24 protein-coding genes are annotated in these 22,313 nt (G+C 72.9%); 9 read left to right on the plus strand and 15 right to left on the minus strand.

Annotated elements, in window-relative coordinates:
* Window positions 1-37 precede the first annotated feature (37 nt).
* From AC0NZQ_RS06170 to AC0NZQ_RS06185, 4 genes are all read left to right on the plus strand, one after another.
* Window positions 38-1,051, plus strand: coding sequence for an NAD-dependent epimerase/dehydratase family protein (locus AC0NZQ_RS06170; RefSeq protein ID WP_474528779.1), 1,014 nt, complete (start codon window positions 38-40; stop codon window positions 1,049-1,051).
* A gap of 593 nt (window positions 1,052-1,644) precedes the next feature.
* Window positions 1,645-2,289: a glycosyltransferase family 2 protein gene (locus tag AC0NZQ_RS06175; protein ID WP_474528780.1), complete on the plus strand. Its 645-nt coding sequence runs from the start codon at window positions 1,645-1,647 to the stop codon at window positions 2,287-2,289.
* Window positions 2,286-2,948 carry a TIGR04282 family arsenosugar biosynthesis glycosyltransferase gene (locus AC0NZQ_RS06180; protein WP_474528781.1) on the plus strand — a complete coding sequence of 221 codons (663 nt, stop codon included), beginning with the start codon at window positions 2,286-2,288 and terminating at the stop codon, window positions 2,946-2,948. The genes AC0NZQ_RS06175 and AC0NZQ_RS06180 overlap by 4 nt, the downstream gene beginning before the upstream one ends.
* Window positions 2,948-3,661: a methyltransferase domain-containing protein gene (locus AC0NZQ_RS06185; protein WP_474528782.1), complete on the plus strand. Its 714-nt coding sequence runs from the start codon at window positions 2,948-2,950 to the stop codon at window positions 3,659-3,661. The genes AC0NZQ_RS06180 and AC0NZQ_RS06185 overlap by 1 nt, the downstream gene beginning before the upstream one ends.
* On the opposite strand, the gene AC0NZQ_RS06190 is transcribed toward AC0NZQ_RS06185, so the two are convergent.
* Together AC0NZQ_RS06190 and AC0NZQ_RS06195 are read right to left on the minus strand one after the other, a co-directional pair.
* Window positions 3,601-4,080, minus strand: a complete 480-nt coding sequence (locus AC0NZQ_RS06190; protein ID WP_474528783.1) for a hypothetical protein — start codon at window positions 4,078-4,080, stop codon at window positions 3,601-3,603. The two genes, AC0NZQ_RS06185 and AC0NZQ_RS06190, sit on opposite strands and share 61 nt — an antisense overlap.
* Window positions 4,080-5,297: a molybdopterin-dependent oxidoreductase gene (locus AC0NZQ_RS06195; RefSeq protein ID WP_474528784.1), complete on the minus strand. Its 1,218-nt coding sequence runs from the start codon at window positions 5,295-5,297 to the stop codon at window positions 4,080-4,082. The genes AC0NZQ_RS06190 and AC0NZQ_RS06195 overlap by 1 nt, the downstream gene beginning before the upstream one ends.
* Before the next feature lie 66 nt (window positions 5,298-5,363).
* Here AC0NZQ_RS06195 and AC0NZQ_RS06200 point away from each other — a divergent pair, with 66 nt between their 5' ends.
* From AC0NZQ_RS06200 to AC0NZQ_RS06210, 3 genes are all read left to right on the plus strand, one after another.
* The gene (locus AC0NZQ_RS06200; RefSeq protein WP_474528785.1) at window positions 5,364-6,650 is read left to right on the plus strand and encodes a glycosyltransferase 87 family protein; all 1,287 of its coding nucleotides are present in this window, start codon (window positions 5,364-5,366) and stop codon (window positions 6,648-6,650) included.
* Window positions 6,647-7,426, plus strand: coding sequence for an enoyl-CoA hydratase/isomerase family protein (locus AC0NZQ_RS06205; protein WP_474528787.1), 780 nt, complete (start codon window positions 6,647-6,649; stop codon window positions 7,424-7,426). The genes AC0NZQ_RS06200 and AC0NZQ_RS06205 overlap by 4 nt, the downstream gene beginning before the upstream one ends.
* A 172-nt stretch (window positions 7,427-7,598) precedes the next feature.
* Window positions 7,599-8,309 (plus strand): hypothetical protein, encoded by a 711-nt coding sequence (locus AC0NZQ_RS06210; RefSeq protein WP_474528788.1) that lies wholly within the window; start codon window positions 7,599-7,601, stop codon window positions 8,307-8,309.
* 55 nt (window positions 8,310-8,364) lie between these two features.
* Here the strand turns inward: AC0NZQ_RS06210 and AC0NZQ_RS06215 are convergent, their stop codons facing one another.
* Window positions 8,365-8,574 carry an acyl-CoA carboxylase subunit epsilon gene (locus AC0NZQ_RS06215; protein ID WP_474528789.1) on the minus strand — a complete coding sequence of 70 codons (210 nt, stop codon included), beginning with the start codon at window positions 8,572-8,574 and terminating at the stop codon, window positions 8,365-8,367.
* A gap of 24 nt (window positions 8,575-8,598) precedes the next feature.
* Entirely contained in the window at window positions 8,599-10,200 is a 1,602-nt protein-coding gene (locus AC0NZQ_RS06220; protein ID WP_474528790.1) for an acyl-CoA carboxylase subunit beta, read from the minus strand.
* A gap of 83 nt (window positions 10,201-10,283) precedes the next feature.
* On the opposite strand from AC0NZQ_RS06220, the gene AC0NZQ_RS06225 reads away from it, so the two are divergent.
* Both AC0NZQ_RS06225 and AC0NZQ_RS06230 read left to right on the plus strand, forming a co-directional pair.
* On the plus strand, window positions 10,284-11,069 hold the full coding sequence (locus tag AC0NZQ_RS06225) for a biotin--[acetyl-CoA-carboxylase] ligase (protein ID WP_474528791.1): 786 nt from the start codon (window positions 10,284-10,286) through the stop codon (window positions 11,067-11,069).
* A gap of 51 nt (window positions 11,070-11,120) precedes the next feature.
* Window positions 11,121-11,684 (plus strand): PH domain-containing protein, encoded by a 564-nt coding sequence (locus tag AC0NZQ_RS06230; protein ID WP_474528792.1) that lies wholly within the window; start codon window positions 11,121-11,123, stop codon window positions 11,682-11,684.
* A 17-nt stretch (window positions 11,685-11,701) separates the two neighbouring features.
* Here AC0NZQ_RS06230 and AC0NZQ_RS06235 read toward each other — a convergent pair whose 3' ends face one another.
* The 11 genes from AC0NZQ_RS06235 to pilM (AC0NZQ_RS06285) form a co-directional block, all read right to left on the minus strand.
* On the minus strand, window positions 11,702-12,388 hold the full coding sequence (locus AC0NZQ_RS06235) for a hypothetical protein (RefSeq protein WP_474528793.1): 687 nt from the start codon (window positions 12,386-12,388) through the stop codon (window positions 11,702-11,704).
* Window positions 12,388-13,095 (minus strand): PilN domain-containing protein, encoded by a 708-nt coding sequence (locus AC0NZQ_RS06240; protein ID WP_474528794.1) that lies wholly within the window; start codon window positions 13,093-13,095, stop codon window positions 12,388-12,390. Before AC0NZQ_RS06240 ends, AC0NZQ_RS06235 begins: the two co-directional genes overlap by 1 nt.
* Window positions 13,095-14,168, minus strand: coding sequence for a type IV pilus assembly protein PilM (gene pilM, locus AC0NZQ_RS06245; RefSeq protein ID WP_474528795.1), 1,074 nt, complete (start codon window positions 14,166-14,168; stop codon window positions 13,095-13,097). Before pilM (AC0NZQ_RS06245) ends, AC0NZQ_RS06240 begins: the two co-directional genes overlap by 1 nt.
* A 25-nt stretch (window positions 14,169-14,193) precedes the next feature.
* Window positions 14,194-15,081: a prepilin peptidase gene (locus AC0NZQ_RS06250; protein WP_474528796.1), complete on the minus strand. Its 888-nt coding sequence runs from the start codon at window positions 15,079-15,081 to the stop codon at window positions 14,194-14,196.
* Window positions 15,078-17,135: a hypothetical protein gene (locus AC0NZQ_RS06255; protein ID WP_474528797.1), complete on the minus strand. Its 2,058-nt coding sequence runs from the start codon at window positions 17,133-17,135 to the stop codon at window positions 15,078-15,080. The genes AC0NZQ_RS06250 and AC0NZQ_RS06255 overlap by 4 nt, the downstream gene beginning before the upstream one ends.
* Complete coding sequence (locus AC0NZQ_RS06260; RefSeq protein WP_474528798.1) at window positions 17,132-17,776, minus strand: hypothetical protein; 645 nt, start codon at window positions 17,774-17,776, stop codon at window positions 17,132-17,134. Before AC0NZQ_RS06260 ends, AC0NZQ_RS06255 begins: the two co-directional genes overlap by 4 nt.
* On the minus strand, window positions 17,770-18,255 hold the full coding sequence (locus AC0NZQ_RS06265; protein WP_474528799.1) for a type IV pilus modification PilV family protein: 486 nt from the start codon (window positions 18,253-18,255) through the stop codon (window positions 17,770-17,772). The genes AC0NZQ_RS06260 and AC0NZQ_RS06265 overlap by 7 nt, the downstream gene beginning before the upstream one ends.
* An 18-nt stretch (window positions 18,256-18,273) precedes the next feature.
* Complete coding sequence (locus AC0NZQ_RS06270) at window positions 18,274-19,383, minus strand: hypothetical protein (protein WP_474528801.1); 1,110 nt, start codon at window positions 19,381-19,383, stop codon at window positions 18,274-18,276.
* Window positions 19,384-19,813: 430 nt separating this feature from the next.
* On the minus strand, window positions 19,814-20,494 hold the full coding sequence (locus AC0NZQ_RS06275; protein WP_474528802.1) for a hypothetical protein: 681 nt from the start codon (window positions 20,492-20,494) through the stop codon (window positions 19,814-19,816).
* Window positions 20,494-21,210 (minus strand): PilN domain-containing protein, encoded by a 717-nt coding sequence (locus AC0NZQ_RS06280; protein WP_474528803.1) that lies wholly within the window; start codon window positions 21,208-21,210, stop codon window positions 20,494-20,496. Before AC0NZQ_RS06280 ends, AC0NZQ_RS06275 begins: the two co-directional genes overlap by 1 nt.
* Window positions 21,207-22,289 (minus strand): type IV pilus assembly protein PilM, encoded by a 1,083-nt coding sequence (gene pilM / locus AC0NZQ_RS06285; protein WP_474528804.1) that lies wholly within the window; start codon window positions 22,287-22,289, stop codon window positions 21,207-21,209. The genes AC0NZQ_RS06280 and pilM (AC0NZQ_RS06285) overlap by 4 nt, the downstream gene beginning before the upstream one ends.
* Window positions 22,290-22,313 lie beyond the last annotated feature (24 nt).

The raw sequence follows: 22,313 nt of genomic DNA on the forward strand, positions 1-22,313 counted from the left end.
GCGCCGTCTGCAGAGCCGGCCAAGGGTCACCGGGCCGATGAGGATCCTGCTCACCGGCGGGGCCGGCTTCATCGGGACCCACGTGCGTTCGGCGCTGACCGACCACGACGTTGTCGTGCTCGATTCGTTGCGTCCGGACGTCCACCGAGGTGAGCCGCCGCGGATCGACGGCCTCGTTCGCGCAGATGTGCGCAATCCTGAGGCGGTCGAGGCTGCGCTCGACGGGATCGACGTGGTGATCCATCTCGCGGCCAAGGTCGGGCTCGGGGTGGACGTCCAGGACCTCCCCGACTACGCCGACTCGAACGTGCACGGCACCGCGGTCCTGCTCGCGGCGATGGCGCGGCGCGGGGTGTCGCGGCTGGTGCTCGCCAGCTCGATGGTGGTCTACGGCGAGGGGCTCGGTGCCTGTCCCGAGCACGGACTCGTCACGCCGGGTCCGCGCGACCCGGCCGAGCTGGACGCGGGGAACTTCGAGCCGCCGTGCCCCGTCTGCGGTGCCCCGCTGGCCCCGGCGCTGGTGACCGAGCAGGCGGCGACCGACCCGCGCAACGCCTACGCCGTCAGCAAGCTCGCGCAGGAGCAGCTGGCCTCGGCCTGGGCGCGCGCGACGGGCGGCAGCGTCGCGTCGCTCCGCTTCCACAATGTCTACGGCCCCGGACTGCCGGCCGACACCCCGTACGCGGGGGTGGCGGCGATCTTCCTCTCGGCCCTGCGCCGTGGCGAGGCACCCACCGTCAACGAGGACGGGGCGATGCGCCGCGACTTCGTCCACGTCCGGGACATCGCCACCGCCGTGGTCGCCGCGGCCGAGCAGCATCGGCAGGGAGTCCGGGCCTTCAACGTCGGCTCGGGAACCCCCCGCACCGTCGGGGACCTGGCCACCGCGCTCGCCACCGCGCTCGACGGTCCCCGCCCGGTGGTCACCGGGAGCTACCGGCTCGGCGACGTCCGGCACATCACCGCGGATTCGTCCCGGCTGCGCGAGGAGCTTGGCTGGCGCCCGCAGGTCGACTTCGCCGACGGCACGGCCGAGCTCGCCCGGATCTGATCACCTCCGCAGCCCGCAGCCCGCAGCCCGCAGCCCGCAGCCCGCAGCCCGCAGCCCGCAGCCCGCAGCCCGCAGCCCGCAGCCCGCAGCCCGCAGCCCGTTGACCGCGGCCTCGAGAAATCCCCGATCCCGAGACGGCACGGCGGAGCCGGTGCCCCCATGTGGCGACCCCGCTTCGCTGACCTCGGCACCACCCTTTTCGCGCCCCGTGTTCTGCACCCGAATTCGGGTGCAGAACACGGGGACCAAAAGAGGGCGGGGTGGGGCCGGGGACGGCGAGGCCGGAGACGAATCCGACGGTGACGGTGACGGTGACTGAGCCGGCGACGGCGGACGGGACGGGAGCGAGCTGGAGCCGGTAAAGGCAAGCGGTGGCCACCGGTGACGGTAGGCGGGGGCGGCGAGTGGTGGCGGCGAGCGGGGGCGGCGAGCGGGGGCGGCGAGCTGGGGCGGCGAGCGGGGGCGGCGAGCTGGGGCGGCGAGCGGGGGCGGCGAGCGGGGGCGGCCAGCGGGGGCGGCGAGCGGGGGTGGCTCGGGACACCGCCTGAAACCGGCAGGGTGGCTCACCGAGAACTGTGGGTATGGCGATCGACATGAGTCTCGACGTCGTCCTGCCGTGCCTGGACGAGGCCGAGGCCTTGCCCTGGGTGCTTGACCGCATCCCCGCGGGCGCCCGTGCGATCGTCGTCGACAACGGCTCGCAGGACGGTTCCCCCGAGCTGGCCCGCAGGCTGGGCGCGCAGGTGGTGACGTGTGAGCAGCGCGGTTACGGCGCCGCTTGCCACGCCGGACTGGTGGCGGCTCGGTCCGAGTACGTCGCCGTCTGTGACTGCGACGCCTCGCTGGACCCCGGCGAGGTCGTCGCCATGGTGGAGCGGCTGCGCTCCGGGGCCGACCTCGTGGTGGGACGGCGTCGCCCCGAGCGTGGCGCGATGCCGCTTCACGCACGCGTGGCCAACATCGAGCTCGCCCGGCGGGTCCGGGCACGGACCGGCACTGATCTGCGCGACATCGGCCCGCTGCGGGTGGCCCGTCGGGAGCCGTTGCTCGGTCTCGGCCTCGCCGACCGTCGGAGCGGATACCCGGTCGAGACGGTGGTCCGGGCCGCCGATGCGGGATGGAACATCGTCGCGCACGACGTGGCCTACCGGCGCCGATCGGGGCGATCCAAGGTGACGGGCACGGTGCGGGGCACCGCCCGCGCCGTCCAGGACATGAGCGCGGTGCTGGCCCGGTGACGACCGCCAACGAGACGACTCTCGGGACCGTCATCGTCATCGCCAAGCAGCCCGTCCCCGGCCGCGTGAAGACTCGGCTGACCCCGCCGCTGACCCCGGGCGAGGCTGCGGACGTCGCCGCCGCCGCGCTCCACGACACGCTGGAGGCCGTCGGGCGCGTGCCGGCTCGACGGCACCTGCTCGCCTTCGACGGTGATCCCGCCGGGTGGGTCCCGCCGGGCTGGGAGGTCGTGGCGCAGCCGTCCGGCGGGCTGGATCTCCGTCTCGGCGCTGCCTTCACGGCGGCGGCCGCCAGCCCCGGCCCGGCCGTCCTGGTCGGCATGGACACCCCCCAGCTGCGCCCGGAGCAGCTGCTGGCGTGGGATCCGCAGCAGTACGACGCCTGCCTGGGCCTGGCCCGCGACGGTGGCTTCTGGGTCATCGGATTCCGCGACCCGGAGATCGCCGCCGCCGCGATCGACGGTGTCCCCATGTCGACCGACCGGACCGGTGCCGATCAGTACCGCCGGCTCGCCGAAGCGGGGCTGCGGGTGCAGCTGCTCGACGACCTCACCGACGTCGACACCGTCGACACCGCACACGAGGTAGCCGCAGTGTCACCCGCCGGGCGATTCGCTGCCGCGCTGGCCCGGACCGACGCCGTCGCGCGGGCGCGCTGATGGAGCTCGGAGCCCTCGCGCCGTACGAGACCGCGCTGCGCACCGCGGGCCCGCTCGCGCTGCAGACCGCGACCGGCCGGCAGGTGGCGCTGGACGTCGCCCGATGGCTCGGTCCGGCCGACGCCGCCGACCTCACCGTGGTGCGGCGCTGCGAAGGTCCGGTCCTGGACGTGGGTTGCGGCCCCGGCCGCTTCGTCTCCTCACTGCACGCGCGCGGCATCTTTACTCTCGGGGTGGACATCGCCGAGACGGCGGTCGAGCTGACGCGCGGCATGGGCATGCCCGCCCTGCTGCGCAGCGTCTTCGGCGCGCTGCCCGGCGAGGGGCGCTGGGCCACCGTCCTGCTACTCGACGGCAACGTGGGAATCGGCGGCGACCCGGTGCGGCTGCTCAATCGCGTCGCCACCCTGCTCGCTCCCGGCGGCCGGCTCATCGTCGAGACCTCCGGGTCGCCCGAGGACGGCAGGAACGACGATCTCGATGACGGCATCGCCGATGCTCTCGGCGCTGGTCTCGACGGCGGCCTCGCCCCTGACGAGGAGACGGCGGTGCAGACCGTCCGCTTCACCGAGGGCGGCGCGCCCGTCGGGCCCGAGTTCGACTGGGCGGTGGTGAGCGAGCGGTCACTGCTGCACTTCGCCGCTCGCACCGGCTACCGCTGCGTGGAGTCCTGGTCGTCCGGTGGACGGACGTTCGTGGTGCTCGCTCGCTGATCAAGCCGCTGGCCGGACCGAGCACGGACCACCGCGGTCAGGTACCCGACGAGCGTCACCGCGAGCACGGCTCCCAGGGCGATCGCCAGGTTCCGGGTGTAGTCCTGCTGCAGGATCCCCTTGCTCGCCGGCTGCGAGCCCTGGCGGTGGATCAGCGGCAGCGCGATGACCGTGATCAGCGCGGCCGCGATCAGTCCACCCTGGACGAAGCGGCGGGCCCGGGGCGGCACCAGCCGATGGGTCGCCCAGCCGACACCCACCACCACCGGCGAGAGGACGGCATCGTGCAGCACGACGGCCGCGACGAGCCAGACCGCGAGCAGCAGCAGGTCCTCGCCGGGGATCTGGGTCAGCAGCCGGAAGAGTCCGAAGGCGATCAGCGCCACGCCGGGCACCGCGAACAGCAGCCGTCCCCTCATCACTGCACCTCCACGCGGGTCAGCCATTTGGTGTTCAGCACGCCGGCACGGTTCGGCGCGATGAGGCGCAACGGGTAGCCGTGGTCCAGCGTGAGCCGGGTGCCGTTGAGGTGGGTCGCCAGCAACGCCTCGCCCACCTGCGGGCCGTCGACGTAGGAAACGTTGTAGGACCCCTTCGGCTCGAGCGAGACGACCTTGACCCGCGACCCGTCGTCGCCGCCCACCAGCCGCACCAGGCGGGACAGCGAGAGTCCGCGCCAGTCGGCGCCGACGCTCCAGCCCTCGACGCAGGCGATCGGGTAGCTCGCCTCCCGTCCCTGCGCGGCCGCCAGCTGCTCGACCTCGGCGAGGGAGTAGGCCAGCGTCCGGTCGCCGACCACGGTGAGCCGCCAGCCGGGGTCGCGGGCGAGGGTGAGCACCCCCGCCTGGTCGGCGGTGCGGTTCACCGGGACGTCCTGCTCCGGCGCGTCGCGCTGCCGCCGCACGGCGAAGAGCCCGACCGGGGCCAGCGGGGTGACGCTCTGCCCGGCGGCGGTGACGGCGATCAGCCCGATCCCGCCGCCGGTGGCGAGCAGGACCCCGCGCCGCGAGATGCCGGCGGGCTCGGCAGCGGGAGTGAGGGTCCCGTCGGTGTCACCAGCGTCGACAGCCTCTTCGGCGTCGTCGCGTTCGGTGAGGACCGGCGCCTCGGCCAGCCGGGCCCGCAGTCCGCGGCGGATGTCGGGCAGCTTGACGGCGACGTGCAGCAGGATCGACCCGATCGCCACGTAGCCGAGGAAGCGGTGGACCGGGACGAAGTCCCAGGACCACGGGTACCAGTTCAGGACGTTGAAGTACCCGGTCACGAGCTCGACGAGTGCCGAGGCGACGAGCAGGGCGATGGAGAGCCGCTCCAGCGCCTTCTTGGGTCCCAGCGCCACCGGCCACGCGAAGAGCTTGGGGTACACCGACCAGAGCTTCACCAGCAGCAGCGGGATGGCGATGGTGCCGGTGAGCACGTGCAGTCCCTGGGTGAGGCGGTAGCCCCAGACCGGGATCGCAGGCTCGGGCAGCCACCCCCATGGGTGGTACTGGTAGTGACTCAGCATGCCGGTGACGAAGCAGATCCCGAAGGCAATGCCCAGCAGGCGTCCGACCCGAGCGGTGACCGCGACCGAGCGCAGCGGGCTGGTGAAGCGGGGCCACAGCCGTGGCGGCGAGTCCGAACGGATCGACATGATCAGCAATCCTCTCGGCGGCACGGGTTTCATGAACAGTCCGTCGCGTGAGGCATGCTCGGTTCCGTGACGAGGCGTGCGGCAACGGGATGTCTCGTCGGCCTCCTCGTCGTGCAGGGCATTTTCTACGCGTGGCTGCTCGGGTACGTCGAGCGGGGCAGGGACCAGAACCACGCGGTGGCACTGCTGATGGCGACGACGCCGCTGTGGCTGCTCTCCGTCTGGCTGCTGCGGCGGACCGGCGTGACCGGGCGTCGGGCGGTCGCGGTCGTCCTCGGTGGCAGCGCCGCCCTCGCCGTCATCGCCCTGGCGCATCCGCCGTCCACGTCCGACGACGACTACCGCTACATGTGGGACGGCAAGGTCCAGCTCGCCGGCATCGACCCCTACCGCTACCCGCCGGCCGCCCCCGAGCTCGCCCACCTGCGCGAGCCGGGAGTCTTCGGCCCGCCCGGCCGCTACGTCTGGCAGTTCGACGGCGGTTCGACGCAGATCAACCGCCCCACCGTCCGGACGGTCTACCCACCGGTCGCCGAGGGCGCGTTCACGGCGATCCGGATCCTCTCCTTCGGCGGTCACGGCAACCACCTGCCGCTGCAGCTCGCCGCCACCCTGGGCCTGCTCGCGGTGGGATGGCTGCTGCTGCGCCGCGGTCCCCCGTGGCGGGCAGCGTTGTGGTCGTGGTGCCCGATCGTCATCGTCGACCTGGGTAACAACGCCCACATCGACTGGCTCGGCGTGCTGCTGGTCGTGCTCGCGTTCACCACGGCGCGGGGGGCGATGGTCCGCGGTGTGCTCGTGGGGGCGGCCACGGCGGTGAAGCTCTACCCGGCGCTCGTCCTGCCCGCGCTCATGCGGCGCGACTGGCGGGTGCTGCCGATCGCCCTGGCGACCGTCGCGCTCTCCTATGTGCCGCACGTGGCCGCCGTCGGCGCCGACGTCATCGGCTACCTGCCCGGCTACCTGCGCGAGAACGACGAGCACAGCGTGCAGTTGCTGGGCGCCTTGCTCGGCGAGACCGCCGGCCGCGCCGTGGGGGTCCTGGCGCTCGCGGCCGTCGGGTTGTGGGCGTGGCTGCGGGGCTCCCGGGCGCATCCCGAGCAGAGCGCCGTGGTGGTTGTCGGGGTCGCCTTCCTCGTGACGACGCCGACCTACGGCTGGTACGCCACGCTGCTGCTCGCTCTCGTGGCCCTCACCGGCGCCGTGGAGTGGCTGCCGGTGGTCTTCGCCGCGACCTGCTGTTACCTGGTGCACGCCGACGTCGACGTGTGGATCTACACGGCGGCGCTGGCGGCGACGGTGGTCACCACGGTGGTCCGCCGCCGCGCCGGGCTCGTTAGCCTGCGGGGATGACCAGCCCTGTGACGCTCGACCACGACGGTCCGCTCGCCGTCATCACCCTCGCCGCCCCGCCGCTGAACCTCTTCGACCGGGCCATGGTCGAGGCGCTGCGCGAGGCGATCCACGCGGTGGCGACGGCCGACGACGTCCGTGGCCTGCTCATCCGCGCCGAGGGCCGGGCCGTCTCCGGCGGGGTGGACGTCAACCTCTTCGCCGAGCTCGACCCGGTGACGGGGGCGGCGCTCTGGGCGGACTGGTTCACCATGATCCACGAGCTGGAGAACCTGCCCTTCCCGACGGTCTTCGCGGCGCACGCGCTCTGCCTCACCGCGGCCTTCGAGATCTCGCTGGCCTGTGACCTGCTGCTGGCCGCCGAGTCGGCGCGCTTCGGCCTGGTCGAGATCGTGGTGGGGCTGACCCCGTCCATGGGTGGCCCGCAGCGCCTGGTCGAGCGGGCCGGACCGGCGCGCGCCCGCGAGCTGATCTACACCGGCGAGCTCTTCGACGCCGCCACCCTCGAGCGCTGGAACGTCGTCAACCGGGTGCTCCCCGACGACGGCTTCGCCGAGGCCGCGCGGGCCTTCGCGCGCCGGATCGCCGAGGGTCCTACCCGCGCCCACGCCGCGACGAAGACCATCGTCCGCGCGCAGTTGGCCGGCGGCACCCGGGCAGCCGACGAGGTGACGCCGCTGGTCAGCGGCGCGCTCTTCGGCACCGAGGATCTGCAGAACGCCGTCGCCTCGTTCCTGCGGGACGGTCCGGGCAAGGCCACCTACACCGGCCGCTGACCCGGCTCGCTACACCCGGCCGTCGGGCCGGCGCGCGACTGGGCTCGCGGCGAGGCGCCGGTCACGTCGTGAGCAGCAGCACGGTGACGGCGGTGACGTTGGCGCCATGGCGGTCCGAGCCGCTCGTTAGCTTCGAGGTACAGCACGTCCCACGTATCTCGAAGGGCCCGTCATGCCGCGTCGTCATCGCACCACCCGTGCTGTCGCCCCTGGTGCCCCTGTCGCAGCCGTCGGCGTCGCTCTGGTCCTCATCGCCGGTGGCACCGCCGTGGTGACATCGGGGGGCGGCGCGGCCGCGGCAGCGGAGCGTTGCGTGGCCTGGGCGGCGATGCCGGCCCGTGTCACCCTCACCCGTCACGTGGTGCTCCGGCCGCAGCTGCTGGGCACCGCCGGCTGCCGGGCGGGCAGCTTCGACAACGGCGCCACGGCCGCGCTCGTCGGGCCGGGCCGGGACGGAGAGAGCCAGCGCTGGGACCGCTTCGGCGACCGCGAGCAGATCGACCTCTACCGCGACCTCGACCGGCCGGGCCGGTACACCATCCGCAGCGGCGACGTGCAGGCCTACGACCGCGACGAGGAGCGCATCCCCGCCAGCTGGCGCAGCACGTCGGTGGTGGTGAAGTACGGCGCGTCCTTTGGTGCGGTCCGCGGCTCGGCGACGACCAGTCGCGCCACGCTGCGGCGCTGGACCGCAGACGGTAAGCGCCGCTCGGCCGGGACGCCGGTGATGCTGCAGCGGCACCGGGACGGGCACTGGACGACGGTGGCCCGCGCCCGCACGGCCCGCGACGGCACGGTCCGCTTCACGCACCGGCCGGGGAGCTACCGACTCGTCTCGGCCGCGACCGCCGCTACCTGGGGTGCGGTCGCGACCCTCCACTGACTGGATCGGGGAGCGCTGATCCCGCTCAGCGGGATCAGCGCTCCCCGATCGGTCGTCAGAGGGCGCCGCGCCAGCCGTTCGGGCCGGGGTAGACCTGCCGACGCAGCTGCCAGGCAGGATCGTTCCAGCCGCCACGGCGCTCGCGAGGCTGCTCCTCCTCGCCGCCGGTGCCGGCCACGCTCACCAGCGCGGTGAGGACGGCGAGGTCCTCGGGGCTTGCGTCCCCGCGCACGATGCGCAGCACGGGCCTGGTCTCGTCGCTCATGATGTCGTCCCGTCGTCGCAGCGGTTAGAGCGGGATGTTCCCGTGCTTCTTGGGCGGCAGCGTCTCGCGCTTGTTGCGCAGCATCCGCAGCGCGCGGATCACGTACGACCGGGTGGCGGACGGCTTGATCACCGCGTCGACGTAACCGCGGTCGGCGGCGAGGTAGGGGTTGAGCAGGGTGTCCTCGTACTCCTGCGTCAGCTCGACCCGCACCTGCTCCGGATCGTCGGCGGCCGCGAGCTTCTTGCGGTGCAGGATGTTCACCGCGCCCTGGGCGCCCATGACGGCGATCTGCGCCGAGGGCCAGGCGAGGTTGATGTCGGCGCCGAGGTGCTTGGACCCCATCACGTCGTAGGCGCCACCGAAGGCCTTGCGGGTGATGACGGTGACCTTGGGGACCGTCGCCTCGCTGTAGGCGTAGATCAGCTTCGCGCCGCGACGGATGATGCCGGTGTGCTCCTGCTCGACACCGGGCAGGAAGCCGGGGACGTCGACGAGAGTCAGCACCGGGATGTTGAAGGCGTCGCAGGTGCGGACGAAGCGCGCTGCCTTCTCCGAGGCGTCGATGTCCAGGCAGCCGGCGAACTGCATCGGCTGGTTGGCCACGATGCCCACCGGATAGCCCTCGATACGACCGAAGCCGACGATGATGTTCTGCGCGAAGAGCTCGTGGACCTCGAGGAAGTCGCCGTCGTCGAGCAGGTGGTTGATGACCTCGTGCATGTCGTAGGGCGTGTTCGCCGAGTCCGGGATGAAGCTGTCCAGGACGGCGTCGTCCTCGTCGATCGTGTCGGTGACCTCGGTGGCGAAGACCGGCACCGGGTCGAGGTTGTTCGACGGCAGGAACGACAGCAGCGACTTCACATAGCCGATGGCGTCGTCCTCGTCGCTGCCGAGGTAGTGCGCGTTGCCGCTCTTGGTGTTGTGGGTGCGGGCGCCGCCCAGCTCCTCGAGCGTGACGTCCTCGCCCGTGACGGTCTTGACCACGTCCGGGCCGGTGATGAACATCTGCGAGGTCTGGTCGACCATGACGATGAAGTCGGTCAGGGCCGGGGAGTAGACGTGCCCGCCGGCCGCCGCGCCCATGATCAGCGAGATCTGCGGGATCACGCCGGAGGCCCGCACCGTGCGGTGGAAGATCTCGCCGTAGAGGCCGAGGGAGACGACGCCTTCCTGGATGCGGGCGCCACCACCCTCGTTGATGCCGACGACCGGGCAGCCCGTCTTCATGGCGAAGTCCAGCACCTTGACGATCTTCTCGCCGTAGACCTGGCCGAGCGCGCCGCCGAAGACGGTGACGTCCTGGCTGAAGACGGCGACCGGACGGCCGTCGACGGTGCCGGCGCCGGTGACGACGCCGTCACCGTAGGGCTTGTTCTGCTCCATGCCGAAGTTGGTCGAGCGGTGCCGGGCGAACTCGTCGAACTCCATGAAGGAGCCCTCGTCGAGCAGCGCGTGGATGCGCTCGCGGGCCGTCATCTTGCCCTTGGCGTGCTGCTTCTCCACCGCGCGCGCGGAGCCGGCGTGGACCGCCTCGTCGTAGCGGCGCTCGAGATCGGCCAGCTTGCCGGCCGTGGTGTGGATGTCGGGTGCGGAGTCCGGGGACTCGACGGCGTCGGCGGTCATGGCCTTGGACTCTAATCGGCGCGACGGTGCGCTACGGCCGTGAGGTGACCGATCTCGCCGCGCGACCCGGTTACGGTGGGGCGATGGACCGCCCGCCGCTGGACGTCGAGGCCATCCGCGCCGCCCTGGGAGATCGCTGGAGCAGCGTCGAGACGGTCGCCGAGACGGCGTCCACGAACGCCGACCTGCTGGCCCGGCCCGCCGCCGCCGACCGCACCCTGCTCGCCGCCGACTTCCAGAACGCCGGCCGGGGACGCTTCGACCGGGTCTGGAGCTCACCGCCCCGAGCCGGGATGACGGCCTCCTTCCTCGTCCGGCCCGCCGCGCCGCTGGCAGCCCGCGGCTGGCTGCCGCTGCTCGCCGGGGTCGCGGTCTGCGAGGCGGTGACGGAGCTGACCGGCCTGCAGCCGACGCTCAAGTGGCCCAACGACGCGCAGCTGGCGGGCGCGAAGTTCGCGGGGATCCTGGCCCAGTCGGTCGAGGACGCCGTCGTCATCGGGGTCGGCGCCAACGTCTCCACCACGGCCGAGGAGCTCCCCGCCGGGGTGGCAGCCACGTCACTGGCCCTCGCCGGCGCCGAGGTGACCCCGACCCAGCTGGTGATCGCGGTGGCGCGGCGCCTGGACGCGCGACTGGCCCAGTGGGACGACTGCCACGGTGATGCCGCCGCCTGCGGCCTCGCCGCGGGGTACCGGGAACGCTGCGGGACGCTCGGAGAACCGGTCCGGGTCACCTTGGGCCAGGGAGAGGTCGTGACCGGCACCGCTCGCGACATCGACGACCGGGGACACCTCGTCGTCACGGTCGACGGCGTCGACCGGGTCGTGACGGCCGGCGACGTCGAGCACCTGCGCCCCGCGATCGGATAGCCTGCGGCCACTCCCGGCTCGCCGATGCCGGGTCGCAGGAGGCGGTCGTCCATGGGGTATCCCGAGAAGCTGCTCGCCGACGACGAGCGCGTCGTCGAGCACCTGCACCCGCACTGGATCACGCTGGTACCCGCGACGTTCTGGTTGGTGGCGATCGGTGCCGGCGCCGGTGCCGGCATCGCCCTGGCGCCGCACCACGGCACCGGCCGCACCGTGGTGACCGTCGGCGTCCTCGTCCTCGCGGTCATCCTGCTGCTCTGGCTCACCTTCGCGCCCTGGATTCGCTGGCGCACCACGCACTACGTCTTCACCACGCATCGCGTGCTGATCCGGCGCGGCGTGCTGCACCACGTCGGCCGGGACATCTCGCTGCAGCGGATCAGCGACGTCGCGTTCAGCCAGTCGCTCTGGGACCGTCTGGTCCGCGCCGGCACCCTCACCATCGAGTCCGCCGGGGAGCACGGGCAGGAGACGCTGAAGAACGTGCCACGCTCTGATCAGGTCCAGCAGCTGCTCAACCGCTTGATCGAGGAGGACGCCGACCGCCGCGCGCGATCGGCGTACGGCAACCCGCCGGCCGGCTACCGGGGCCGGGAGGACCATCCCGACCGCTGAGACGCCGGCAGCCGGTCTCAGCGCCCGGCGGCCTGCGAGAGCTGCGTGCGCTCGGCGGCGGCGCTCGGTGCGACGAAGGCCTGCATGGTGAGCTGCAGCGAGGTCGCGCCGCCCTCGGCGCTGCCGCGGACCATGTGGGTGATGAGGACGGCGCGCGGCTGCTCGGTCTGCAGTTTGCGCAAGAACGAGTCAAGTCGCGCGGAGGGGCCGTTGACCTGTGCGGTGATGGTGAGGCCGTAGACACCGGCGAGGCTGCCCGCCGCGGGTACGCCCGCCGACGCCGTCGGCGACGAGGCCGGCGCGGGACTGGTCGACGCAGCGGCGGGCGTGCCACCGGCCACCGTCGACATGTCCACCGGCGCGCCCACGGCCAGCGAGACGACGTCGGTCCCGGTGCGGTTGCCGAGGACCTGCAGGGAGCGAAGGAAGTCCGGCACGCCGCCGGTGTCCGGCAGCGCCCGCTGCGCCGCCTGCAGTGCGCTCCGCACCGTGGTCATGTCCCGGCTCTCGTTGCGCAGCGTCGAGAGCTTGGCCTGCCAGGCCAGGTTGGTCTGGCGCACGTCGGCGGCCTGCCCCTTGATGCTGGTGGTCTCGGCACGCTGTGGTGAGACGAGCAGGACCCAGCCGAGGACGGCGACCGCGATCGCCGCGACGATGCCGCCGGCGATCCAGCGCCGCTCCTGCGGCGAGCGAGATGCCGACATCACTTGCCTCCCTTGCTCTGGTAGCGCCCGCTCAGGGCCTCGGCGGTGACCGGGACGGTCATCTGCCAGGTGCTGCCGCCGTCGGCCTTGGTGACGCTGGTGATGGCGGGGGTGCCGAAGCCCGTCACCTTGGCGAGCGCGTCGGCGAAGTCGGCGACCCTGTCCTTGTCGCGGGCGGTCCCGGTGAGCGCGAGCGATCCGATCTGCTGCAGCCCCGAGGTGTCGAGCGGGTCCGTCTGAGCGGTGCTGCTCGCGCCGGTGACGGCGGCGTCGACCTGGGTGATCGCGACCCCGGCCGGTGCGGTCCGGCGCAGCGTGGCGAGCAGGTCGCTCCACGTCACGTCGGTCGCCATGAGCTGCCGCAGCCGGTTCTGGATCGTCGCGGTGGCCGCCTTGTCGGTGACCAGCGGGGCATAACGACCGGTCTGCTGCTGCAGCGCCGTCTGCGCCCGGCGCGCCTCGTCCAGCCCGTTCTGTGCCGAGTGGGTCTGCCACCACGAACCGCCGTAGGCCCCGACCAGGACGGCGACGAGGGCGGCGATGCCGATGATCACCCGGCGCCGGACGATGTCGGTGCGGCGGCCCGCGGCGATCTCGTCCGGCAGCAGGTTGACCCGGACCGGGACGAAGCGTGGCGCGCAGCCCTGCTCCGCGGCGACCGCCGGCTCGGGAGCGTGGTCGGCGGCGCGGTCGGTGACGGCGGTCATCAGGCTGCTCCCAACGTCAGGCCGATGGAGACGGCGGCGGCCGAACGGAAGCGACCCAGCGCGTCGACCTGTCCCTGCTGCTGGGCCTTGCGGGGTCGTGCGATGCGCTGCAGTGGGTCGGAGAGGAAGGTCGGGATGCTTACGGCTCGCGTCAGCTCGTCGGCGAGGCCCGGCAGCAGGGAGGCGCCGCCGACCAGCGCCAGCCGGACGACGCGGTTCGCCGGATGCGCGGACCGGAAGTAGTTGAGCGAACCGCGGACCTCCACGATCAGCGGTCGCAGTGCCTCGGCGATGATCGCCGGGGTCTCGGTCAGGTCGATGCCGTCGACCGTGCGCGCCGCCGTGTCGGAGAGTGGCCGCAGCCCGTGGCGCCGCTTCACCCGCTCCGCGTCAGCCGTGGCGAGGCCCAGCCGGGTGGCGAGCTGGGCGGTGATCTCGTCGCCGCCGCGGGGGATGGTCCGGACGATCTGCGGGACGCCGTCGGTGTGGATCACGATGCTGGTGCTGTTGGCGCCGAGGTCGACGACGGCCTCGGTGTCCTGCGCGAGATGGGCGCAGGCACGCAGCACCGCGAACGAGGCGAGGTCGACCTGCACGACGGGCAGCCCCGCCGCCTCGACGGCGCGGACGATGTCGATCACGGCCCGTTTCGGCGCCGCCACGATGAGGCCGGCCACGGTGTCCCTGCCGTCGGCGGGGGCCGGCTGCAACGGATAGAAATCCAGTGCCGCCTCGTCTACCGGCAGCGGCAGGACGTCACGGGCGAGGAACGGCAGCGCTTGGCGCAGCTCCTTGGCCGGCAGCCGGGGGACGTCGAACTCGCGGACCACCACCTGCTGGTGGGTGACCCCGAGGACGACGTTGCGGGTGGAGAAGTCGTGCTCGGCCCAGAGCGCTCGCAGTGCCGAGGTGACGGCCTTGTCGTCCTTCACGACACCGCCCACGACGGCCTCGGCGGGGAGCACGCGCTGCCCGAACCGGGTGACCAGCGGTCGCTCCTTGGCGGTGGTCGCCTCGACGGCACGGATCGACGTGGACCCGATGTCCAGGCCGACGACGGTGGTGGCTGCCATGAGGATTCTCCTTCGGTCCGGACGATCAGACGGCGAACAGCGAGCCGGACCACGCGAGGAGCGGGGCGGCGGCGAGGACGACGAGGACGGTGCCGGCGATGAGGGCCGCGCCGACGGGGACGGTGGCCGGACGCGCGGCGACGACGGCGGCGGGGGCAGCAGGGCCGGCAGGGGCGAAGGCGGTGGGGGCGACCGTGGGACGTCGCCTCGGCGCGGCACCGATCCCGGCGATGCCCGCGACACCCGCCACGCCCGCCACGGCGACGACGATCACCATCACGATCAGGCCGGTGACCAGGGTCGACCAGGACAGCCAGCCCAGGTACATCCCCAGCAGGCCGGCGAGTTTGGCGTGACCGGGCGCGACGGCGAAGGGGGCGGCGAGCGCCATGGTGAAGACGGCCAGGCCGAAGCCGACCGCGCCGACGAGCGCCCGCAGGGTGGGGTGCCAGTCCCCGCCGACGGCGCCGGCCGGCAGCAGCAGGGCCGAGGCCACGACGTAGGAAGGCAGCACGATGACGTCCGGCAGCCGGCGCAGGTCCAGGTCGATCATGGCCAGCGAGACGGCGACACCGGTGAGGTACAGATAGGCCGGGACCTCGGCCGAGACCCCGAAGCGGAGCACGACGGCGACGAAGAGCGCGGCCGTGATCAGCTCCACCAGCGGATACCGCATGCTGATCGGCAGCCGGCACGACGCGCAGCGGCCCCGCAGCACCAGCCAGCTCAGCACCGGCACGTTGTGCCGACCCCGGATCGGGGTGTCGCAGCCGGGACAGTGCGAGGGCGGCGAGACCACCGACTCCTCGCGCGGCACGCGGTGGATGACCACGTTGAGGAAGGAGCCGATCGCCAGCCCCAGGACGGCCGCGAGCGCCACCGGCAGCCAGCGGGCGAGTTCGTCGACTGTCACCGCGGGCTCCCGGACGAGACATTGAGGATGGTCCACGGCGAGGCGGCGCCGGCGCCGTTGTCCAGCACGGGGACGAAGGGCAGTCCGGCCGAGGCGTAGCTGAGGTAGTCGACGCGCAGCGAGTAGCCCGACGACGGTCGGCTGGTCGAGATCGCGGTCGTCGGAACCTCCCAGAGCTGCCCGACGGCGCCCCGGTGGTTCATGTAGACGCCGCCGTCGACGACGAGCGTCCCCAGCGCGCTGCCACGGTTGAAGTTGTCGACACGCACGGAGCCGCTGAGCGCCATCACCGCGGCCTCGATCCGGCGGTCACCGGTGGCGCCGAGGTTCTGGTACTGCCGCGACGGGTGCGTCGCCTTCAGAGTGCCGTCGGAGCGCGCGACCAGCTTGCTCTCGGCGTTCGAGTAGAGCCCGCTGATGTCGTTGGGGCAGTAGCCGTCCGTCGGGCTGCCGGCAGCGCAGGCGACCGGGTGATAGATCCGGACGTCGTTCACGGCGACGAGGTCGATGGCGGCGCCGCCGGTCCAGGACCGCTCGCCGGCGGAGTTGGTGCCGACGGTCCTGGTGGTGGTGACGTCGCCGGTGACGACGATGTCGTGGGTGGCGACGAGGCTGAGCCGGCCGCTGCTCAACGTGCCCTGCACGTAGGCGTCGCCGGCGGAGGTCGAGTAGCTGGTGATGTCGCCGCCGCTGCCGAGGGCCAGGCCGGGAAAGGACGGCGCCATCCCCGAGCCGGGGGTCCCGGCGTCCCGGATCTTGATCGTGGTGGCGGTGACGGGGACGCTCGCCTGCACGCCCGTACCGGAGGTCGCCGGGGTGTAGCAGGTGCTCCCCGCGACGCCGGTGGTGAGCGGGCTGGTGATGGTGGCGTTGCTGCCGGCGAGGACGATCCGGGTAGGCCCGCTGTAGGTGCAGTCGGCGACCGGGTCGGCCGTGGCCGGCAGGCTCAGCTGCTGCGAGAACGTGGCGACAGCCTGCCGGCCGGAGCTGGTGACGGGGGTGCCGCCGAGCAGGGGGTCGGTCCGGTAGGGCGCGGTCGCGTCGCCGACCGCCGGACGGGACGCCGTCGACCAGCCGGTGGCGGCCGGCGGCAGCGTCTCGGCGTCGGGCACCGTGAAGGACGGCCCGCTGGTCGACCCCACCTCGCCGTTGGTCAGGTAGAGCGCGTCGCGGCTGTAGACCGGACCGGTGAAGCGCGCGCCCTTGCTGAACCGAACCTCGCAGGGGGCGTCGCGGGAGATGGTGGTGCGTTGCGAGAGCCCGGGAAGGACGCCGGTGATCGGATCGGCGGCCAGGGTGTAGCCGTCCTCGCTGAAGTCGGTTCCCGGCGCGAGCCCGGTGCGACCGGCGCTGACGCTGCCGCGTCCCCTGCCACCGAGGGCGACGGGGTTGCTCGGGTCGTCGTAGTAGAGGGCGTCGCAGACGGTGTCGGTGTAACCGTCCGCCGGTGCGCTCGCCGTCCCGTTCCAGTGGACGACGGACCGCGCCGGCAGCCCCACCGCCGCCGCCGTCGTCGGGTCCGAGAGCGTGATGGTGCGGTCGCGGTAGTACGAGCGCAGGAAGGCCGTGCCCAGCGTCTCGTAGTTGGAGAAGTAGGTGAAGCGCAGCACGCTCGGCTTGCCCGACAGGTCGGCGGTGAGGCTGCGGGTCGCGCCGTTGGCACCGTTGGCGCGTCCGGTCGACACCACGCGGACGGTGCCGCCGTTGGCGTCGAGGTAGCGGGTGTTGTTGAGCGCGGTGACCGAGTAGGTCTGGGCGCCGATGGACGCGGTGAGCGTCGGGTTGGTCCGCAGCCACTCGCAGGCCTGGATGCTGACGCTGCGGCAGTGGGCGTTGAGCTGGGCGAGGTAATCCTGGATGCCGGACTGCGCGGCCGCGAGGGCGGCGTAGTTGTCCTGGCTCGCCCGGGCCGGCCGGACGTTGTTCGTGACGACGGTGAGCATGGTGGCGGTGCCGAGCATGACCATCGTGCCGACGAAGAGCACGAAGAGCAGGGCGAAGCCGCCGTCGTCGGCAACGCTGGGACGCCCCCGGCGGGCAGCGAGCCGGCTCACGTCGCACCGCCGGGCAGCTTGGCGCTCGAGGTGAAGGTCCGCACGCCGCCCGTACGCGGGGTCACCCGGAAGGCCAGGTCGACGCGCGTCACGGCGGCGCTCGCGGCGGTGAGCAGGGCGGTGCAGTCCAGAGCGGTGCCGTCGGCGAGGTACGGCCGGAACAGGCAGGCCGGCGTGCCGCCGGTAGCCGGCAGCAGCGACGCCCCCTCGGCGACCTGCACCAGCGTGTCGGCCGAGCCGTTGCGCGTCAGCGTCTGCACGAGCTGGTCGCCCCGCAGCTGCAGCGTGACGCGCGTGGTGGCGGTCGTGGTGCAGCTGTCGGTGCAGGCGGGCAGGTTGCCGAGCTGGGCGTTGAACGACACCGAGGTCGGCGTCACGCTGAGGCCCCGGTCGGCGGGGTCGGCCGACGGGACGACGGCGACCTGCAGCAGGTCGGTCCAGGCGCTCATCGTGGTGCGGGCGGCCGCGGTGCTCAGGCTGCCGTCGGCGGTGCGGTCCGTGGTGTCGGCCGTGGTGACGAGCATGGTGAGGGCGAGGGCCCCGGCTATCGACATCAGCGACATCGAGACGAGCAGCTCGGTGAGGCTGATGCCGGCGTCGGCGCCGCCGCTGCGGGCCCGCCGCAGCACCCCGGTCAGCATGCGATCACCGAGTCCATGCGGACCACGCGGCCGGCGGCGCCGGGCGGGGTGACCGTGACGCTGACGGCGATCTTGCGGACGGACTCGTCGCCGGGGGCCACCGTGGCGGTCGCGGCCAGGCAACGCTGGTCGGGGTAGCTGACGGTGCGGGTCACCGTGAAGGTCTTGCCGCCGACTGTCTGCTGGGCCGAGACGCTGGGCGCGGCCGTCAGGGACGCCTTGGACATCGCGCGGGCGCGGTCGGTCTCCTGCTGCGCCAGCTGGGCGGCGGTGACCCGGTCGGCGGTGTCGTTGTTGCCCTTGACCCCGGTGACGAGCGCGAGCACGGCCGCGGCCGCCACGATGACGAAGAGGGTCAGCGAGACGATGGCCTCGATGAGGGTGAAGCCGGCGTCGGCGTGGGCACCGTGCGCGCGCCGCGAGAGCATGCCGGCGGGCGTCCCCGGCCGGTGGCGCGGGACTGGCACGGTGCAGGTCATTCCGGTCTCCTCTCCGGCTCAGACGAGGGCAGGGGGGATCCAGCCGGGCTGCAGCGAGCCGGCGGTGGCGGCGGTGTAGGCGAGCTTGAGATCGACCAGGCCGCCGGGGTTCGTCCCGCTGGTGACGGTGACGCTGGCGAGCGGGACGCCCAGCAGGCTCAGCAGCTTGAGCTTCACCGCAACGGCGAGGTCGGCGGTGACGGCCAGACCCCAGGCCGAGGCGGGGCTGGACTGCGAGAGGGCGCCCGGACCGAGCCTGATGGTCATGGTCGCGGCGGTGCCGTCGTCGGTGAGGACGCCCAGCCCCGAGGCCGCGGAGAGCAGGTTGTTCAACCCGGTGGCGGCGAGCAGCTGCGACAGGCCGAGGGTGACGGTGAGGGTGACGAGGTTGCCGTCCACCTTGACGTTGACGCCGAAGCCGGCGACCGTGATCGTCTGCCCCACCGCGGGCACGACGACGCCGCCGATCTTGGCGATGATCCCGCCGCCCTGGGCCAGCGACAGTGTCAACCGGTCCTGCAGCAGCGAGCTGCCGCTGAGCGACTGGGTGGCGGCGCAGCTGGTCGGCGTCGTGGCGCACGATGCCGAGGACCCGATGACGCCGAGGTCGCCGACGGGAAAGCCGAGCAGGGTGAGGTTGGGGTTCGCCACCCGCGCGCTCGCCGTGTACCCGGCGGCATCGCCGGTGGCGTACCCCTGCGTGGCGCCGGTGGTCAGGACGACCGCGGGGGGTGCGGCGACGGCGGGCAGCAGGGGGCCGAAGCAGTTGCTCGCGTCCCAGCCGCGCTGACCGCAGGTGGGGTAGCCGCTGCTGGGACGCGGCTGCTGGCCGTCGCTGCTCTGCGCCGCGAGCCCCACGCCGACCAGGGCGTTGGCGAGCTGGGTCGTCACGGTGTTCGGCAGGGCGAGCAACGCGTTCACCAGCGGCGTCACCACGGAGCTGGTGAGGGGCCCGGTGATGGTGTCGGTGCCGAGCAGGCCACCGAGCAGCGACACCTTCGACGTCAGGGTCAGCTGCGTCCCGGTGGTGACGGCAGCGGCCTTCGCCTCACTCGAACCGTCGCCCGGCGCGCTGACGGCGTCTGCGCCGCGGGAGAGGCTGCCGGCCAGCAGCGCGAGCGCCGCCACGACCGCGACACCACCGCGTATCCGCCGCCGTCGACGCAGCCGACCGGACCCGGGCCGCGCGGAGCGGGCGGGGCGGAGGCGGGGTGCGCGGGTCACGGAGGGCCTCTCGATAGGTCGCTCACAACCGGCAGGTGAGCACTTGGTTCACACAGATTTTACGTGGGATCTCGGCAACATACAATCGGTGTCAAGTTGCGGGATGCGGACAGCACGACGGCCGGAGCGGCGAATGTTCTCCCCGTCGTCCCCGGCCCCCCGGTCAGACGACGTGATTCGCGGCTCCGGCCGCCGTGTGTTCCGAGGATGACCTCGGAACGGTTGTCGGACTGGCGCAGCAGTGACGGGCCCCCCGGCCGATGAGTGCGTTGCCAGTCCGACACGCGCCCGGCGGCGCGTGCTCGTGGGCGGGGCGTGCCCGCCGCGATACAGGTCAGCGACCCCCGGGGGTGGGTGTCGTGGCGGCCCCACCGCTCGCTGGCGCGACGAAGGCCGTCATGGACAGCTGCAGTGAGCTCGTCCCGCCCGTGCCCTTCGCGCGGGTCACCGATGTGAGCAGGACCGCCCGGGTGTTCGAGGCGTCCTGGAGGCGGCCGAGGAATCGACTCAGCGCGACGTCGCGGCCGGAGACGGTGGCGGTGAGGGGCAGCTGCAGGATTCCGCTCGCCGATCCGCCGGCCTGGCCCGCCGCGGGCGTGTTCGCCGAGGGCGACGCGGAGGATGCCGTCGCCGACGGGGCGGTCGCCGGTGCCGGTGCCGCGCTCACCGGTGTCGGGTCGCCGACGTTGACGGAGGTGACCGCGGTCCGGGTCGTGGCGGCGAGCGACTGCAGCTGGCGCAGGAAGGCCGAGGCCCCGGTACTGCTCGGCAGCGCCGTCCGCGCGGCGGCGAGCGCGGCCCGGTACTGCCCGGCCTTGGCCTGCTCGCCGCTGAGCTGGGTCACCCGCGACTGCAGCGTGGTGTTGGTCAGCTGCGCGTCCGCGGTCTGCGACTGGATGTCGGCGGTCTCGTCCCGCTGGGGGGAGATGAGCAGGAACCAGCCGACGAGGGCGATGACGAGGGCGAGCACGCCGGCACCGATCAGGTGCAGCCGTTCCCGTTGCTGAGTACCCATCACTTGCCCACCTTCGGGGTGAAGCGGCCACTGAAGACCCGCGAGCTCATCGAGATCTCGATGGCGAAGGTCCCCTTGCCGCCGCTGACGATGACATTGCTCGGCTTGACCCGGACGAAGCCGGGAATGCGGCCCAGGGCATCGACGAAGGCGGCCACCGAGCGGTAGTCGCGGGTGGTGCCGGCGAGGTCGAGGGAGCCGGCCAGTGTCGTCCCGGCCGGCAGCAGCGCGGTGTCGGCGTCGGTCGCGGCATCGTTCGCGCCGGCGAGCTTGCCGGAGAACTGCAGGATCGACACCCCGGCCGGCGCGGCGGCGTCGAGGGAGGCCAGCAGCCTGCGCCACTCGATGTCGCTGGTCATCACTGCGCCGAGCTGGACTCGCAGCTGGGCGATCTGAGCCTGCGTCTGGACGATGGCCTGGTACCCGCGGACGCGATTGTCGAGCTGGCTGGTCTGCTGCCGGGTGGCGTCGAGCTCGTCCTGCGAGGAGCTGGTCTGCTGCCGGGCCAGGCCGTAACCGACCCCGACGAGCACCAGCAGCGCGACGAGCGCGACGGCCAGCCGGCGGCGCAGCCAGGTCAACCGCCGCTTGCCGATGACCTCCGGCGGCATCAGGTTCGCGCGGACGGTCGCCACCGGTGCCGCGGTCGCCGCAGTGAGATCCCGCAGCGGCATGGTGCGGGCGGTACGAGGCGCGCCGCCGGTGGTGGCGGTCACGACGCCACCCCCAGGGTGAGGCCGACCGACACCGCGGCCGCGGAGCGGTAGTGGCTCAGGGCGTCGTGCCCGCTGCCTCGACGGGCGTAGCCCACGTACTGCAGCGGGTTGCCGAGTGACGTCGGGACGCCGACCAGGCCGCCGAGGGTCTCGGTGAGGCCACGCAGCCGGGAGCCGCCGCCGACGAGCGTCATCCGCGAGACGACGCTGTCGGGTTGGCTCTTGGCGAAGTAGCCGATCGAGCTGCGGATCTCGTTGACGAGCGGCCGGACGGCCTCGTCCATCGCCTCGGCGTGGTCGGGCCCCAGCATGCCGGTGAGCCCGACCTGGCACTTGTGCTGCTCGGCATCGGGCATGGAGAGGTTGAGCCGACGGCTGAGCAGCGCGGTGATCTCGTCCCCGCCTCGCGGAATCGTCCGGACGATCTGCGGGACGCCCCCGACGTGGATCACGAAGAGGGTCGTGTTGGCGCCGATGTCGACGACGGCCTCGGCGCCGTTCGTCGCCGCGGCGACCGCGCGGAGGACGGCGAAGCAGGCGAGGTCCACCCGCTCGACGTGCAGTCCGGCGCGCTCCACCGCCTCGACGGTGTCGGCAACGGCCTCGCGGGGTGCCGCGGTCAGCAGACCGCGAACGGTGTCCTTGCGGGTCGCCGCGCCGGTCTTGTCCTTGCCGCGGCGACCCTTGCGCCCGTCGCCGCTCCCGGCGTCCTCGAGCGGGAAGAAGTCGAGGATGGCGTCGTCCACCGGCAGCGGCAGGACGTCGCGAACCTGGTGCGGCAGCGCGCGGCGCCTCTCGGCTTCGGGGAGGTTGGCGATCTCGATCTCCCGCACCACCACCTGGGTGTGGCTGACGGCGAGGGCGACCGAACCGGACGACAGCGCCTTGCCGCCGCGCAGCTGCTTCAGTGTGGCGGTCACGGCCTTGGGGTCCCTGACGACGCCGCCGACCACGGCGCCGGGGGGCATGGCGAGCTGTTCGAAGCGTTCGATCATCGGACGGTTCTTGGTGCGTTTCACCTCCACCGCGCGAACGGTGGTGGCCCCGAGGTCGAGGCCGGCGATCAGGGGGGCAGCCATCTCAGGCTCCTTCGGCGGGGTGGG

It is taken from the genome of Jatrophihabitans sp. sgz311053 (assembly GCF_056135305.1).

Excerpts from the sequence above, each read along its gene's own strand:
- AC0NZQ_RS06170 (WP_474528779.1), top strand. The coding sequence starts at position 38 with ATGAGGATCCTGCTCACCGGCGGGGCCGGCTTCATCGGGACCCACGTG.
- AC0NZQ_RS06175 (WP_474528780.1), top strand. The coding sequence starts at position 1,645 with ATGAGTCTCGACGTCGTCCTGCCGTGCCTGGACGAGGCCGAGGCCTTG.
- AC0NZQ_RS06185 (WP_474528782.1), top strand. The coding sequence starts at position 2,948 with ATGGAGCTCGGAGCCCTCGCGCCGTACGAGACCGCGCTGCGCACCGCG.
- AC0NZQ_RS06190 (WP_474528783.1), bottom strand. The coding sequence starts at position 4,080 with ATGAGGGGACGGCTGCTGTTCGCGGTGCCCGGCGTGGCGCTGATCGCC.
- AC0NZQ_RS06195 (WP_474528784.1), bottom strand. The coding sequence starts at position 5,297 with ATGTCGATCCGTTCGGACTCGCCGCCACGGCTGTGGCCCCGCTTCACC.
- AC0NZQ_RS06205 (WP_474528787.1), top strand. The coding sequence starts at position 6,647 with ATGACCAGCCCTGTGACGCTCGACCACGACGGTCCGCTCGCCGTCATC.
- AC0NZQ_RS06210 (WP_474528788.1), top strand. The coding sequence starts at position 7,599 with ATGCCGCGTCGTCATCGCACCACCCGTGCTGTCGCCCCTGGTGCCCCT.
- AC0NZQ_RS06215 (WP_474528789.1), bottom strand. The coding sequence starts at position 8,574 with ATGAGCGACGAGACCAGGCCCGTGCTGCGCATCGTGCGCGGGGACGCA.
- AC0NZQ_RS06220 (WP_474528790.1), bottom strand. The coding sequence starts at position 10,200 with ATGACCGCCGACGCCGTCGAGTCCCCGGACTCCGCACCCGACATCCAC.
- AC0NZQ_RS06225 (WP_474528791.1), top strand. The coding sequence starts at position 10,284 with ATGGACCGCCCGCCGCTGGACGTCGAGGCCATCCGCGCCGCCCTGGGA.
- AC0NZQ_RS06230 (WP_474528792.1), top strand. The coding sequence starts at position 11,121 with ATGGGGTATCCCGAGAAGCTGCTCGCCGACGACGAGCGCGTCGTCGAG.
- AC0NZQ_RS06235 (WP_474528793.1), bottom strand. The coding sequence starts at position 12,388 with ATGTCGGCATCTCGCTCGCCGCAGGAGCGGCGCTGGATCGCCGGCGGC.
- AC0NZQ_RS06240 (WP_474528794.1), bottom strand. The coding sequence starts at position 13,095 with ATGACCGCCGTCACCGACCGCGCCGCCGACCACGCTCCCGAGCCGGCG.
- pilM (WP_474528795.1), bottom strand. The coding sequence starts at position 14,168 with ATGGCAGCCACCACCGTCGTCGGCCTGGACATCGGGTCCACGTCGATC.
- AC0NZQ_RS06260 (WP_474528798.1), bottom strand. The coding sequence starts at position 17,776 with ATGCTGACCGGGGTGCTGCGGCGGGCCCGCAGCGGCGGCGCCGACGCC.
- AC0NZQ_RS06265 (WP_474528799.1), bottom strand. The coding sequence starts at position 18,255 with ATGACCTGCACCGTGCCAGTCCCGCGCCACCGGCCGGGGACGCCCGCC.
- AC0NZQ_RS06275 (WP_474528802.1), bottom strand. The coding sequence starts at position 20,494 with ATGGGTACTCAGCAACGGGAACGGCTGCACCTGATCGGTGCCGGCGTG.
- pilM (WP_474528804.1), bottom strand. The coding sequence starts at position 22,289 with ATGGCTGCCCCCCTGATCGCCGGCCTCGACCTCGGGGCCACCACCGTT.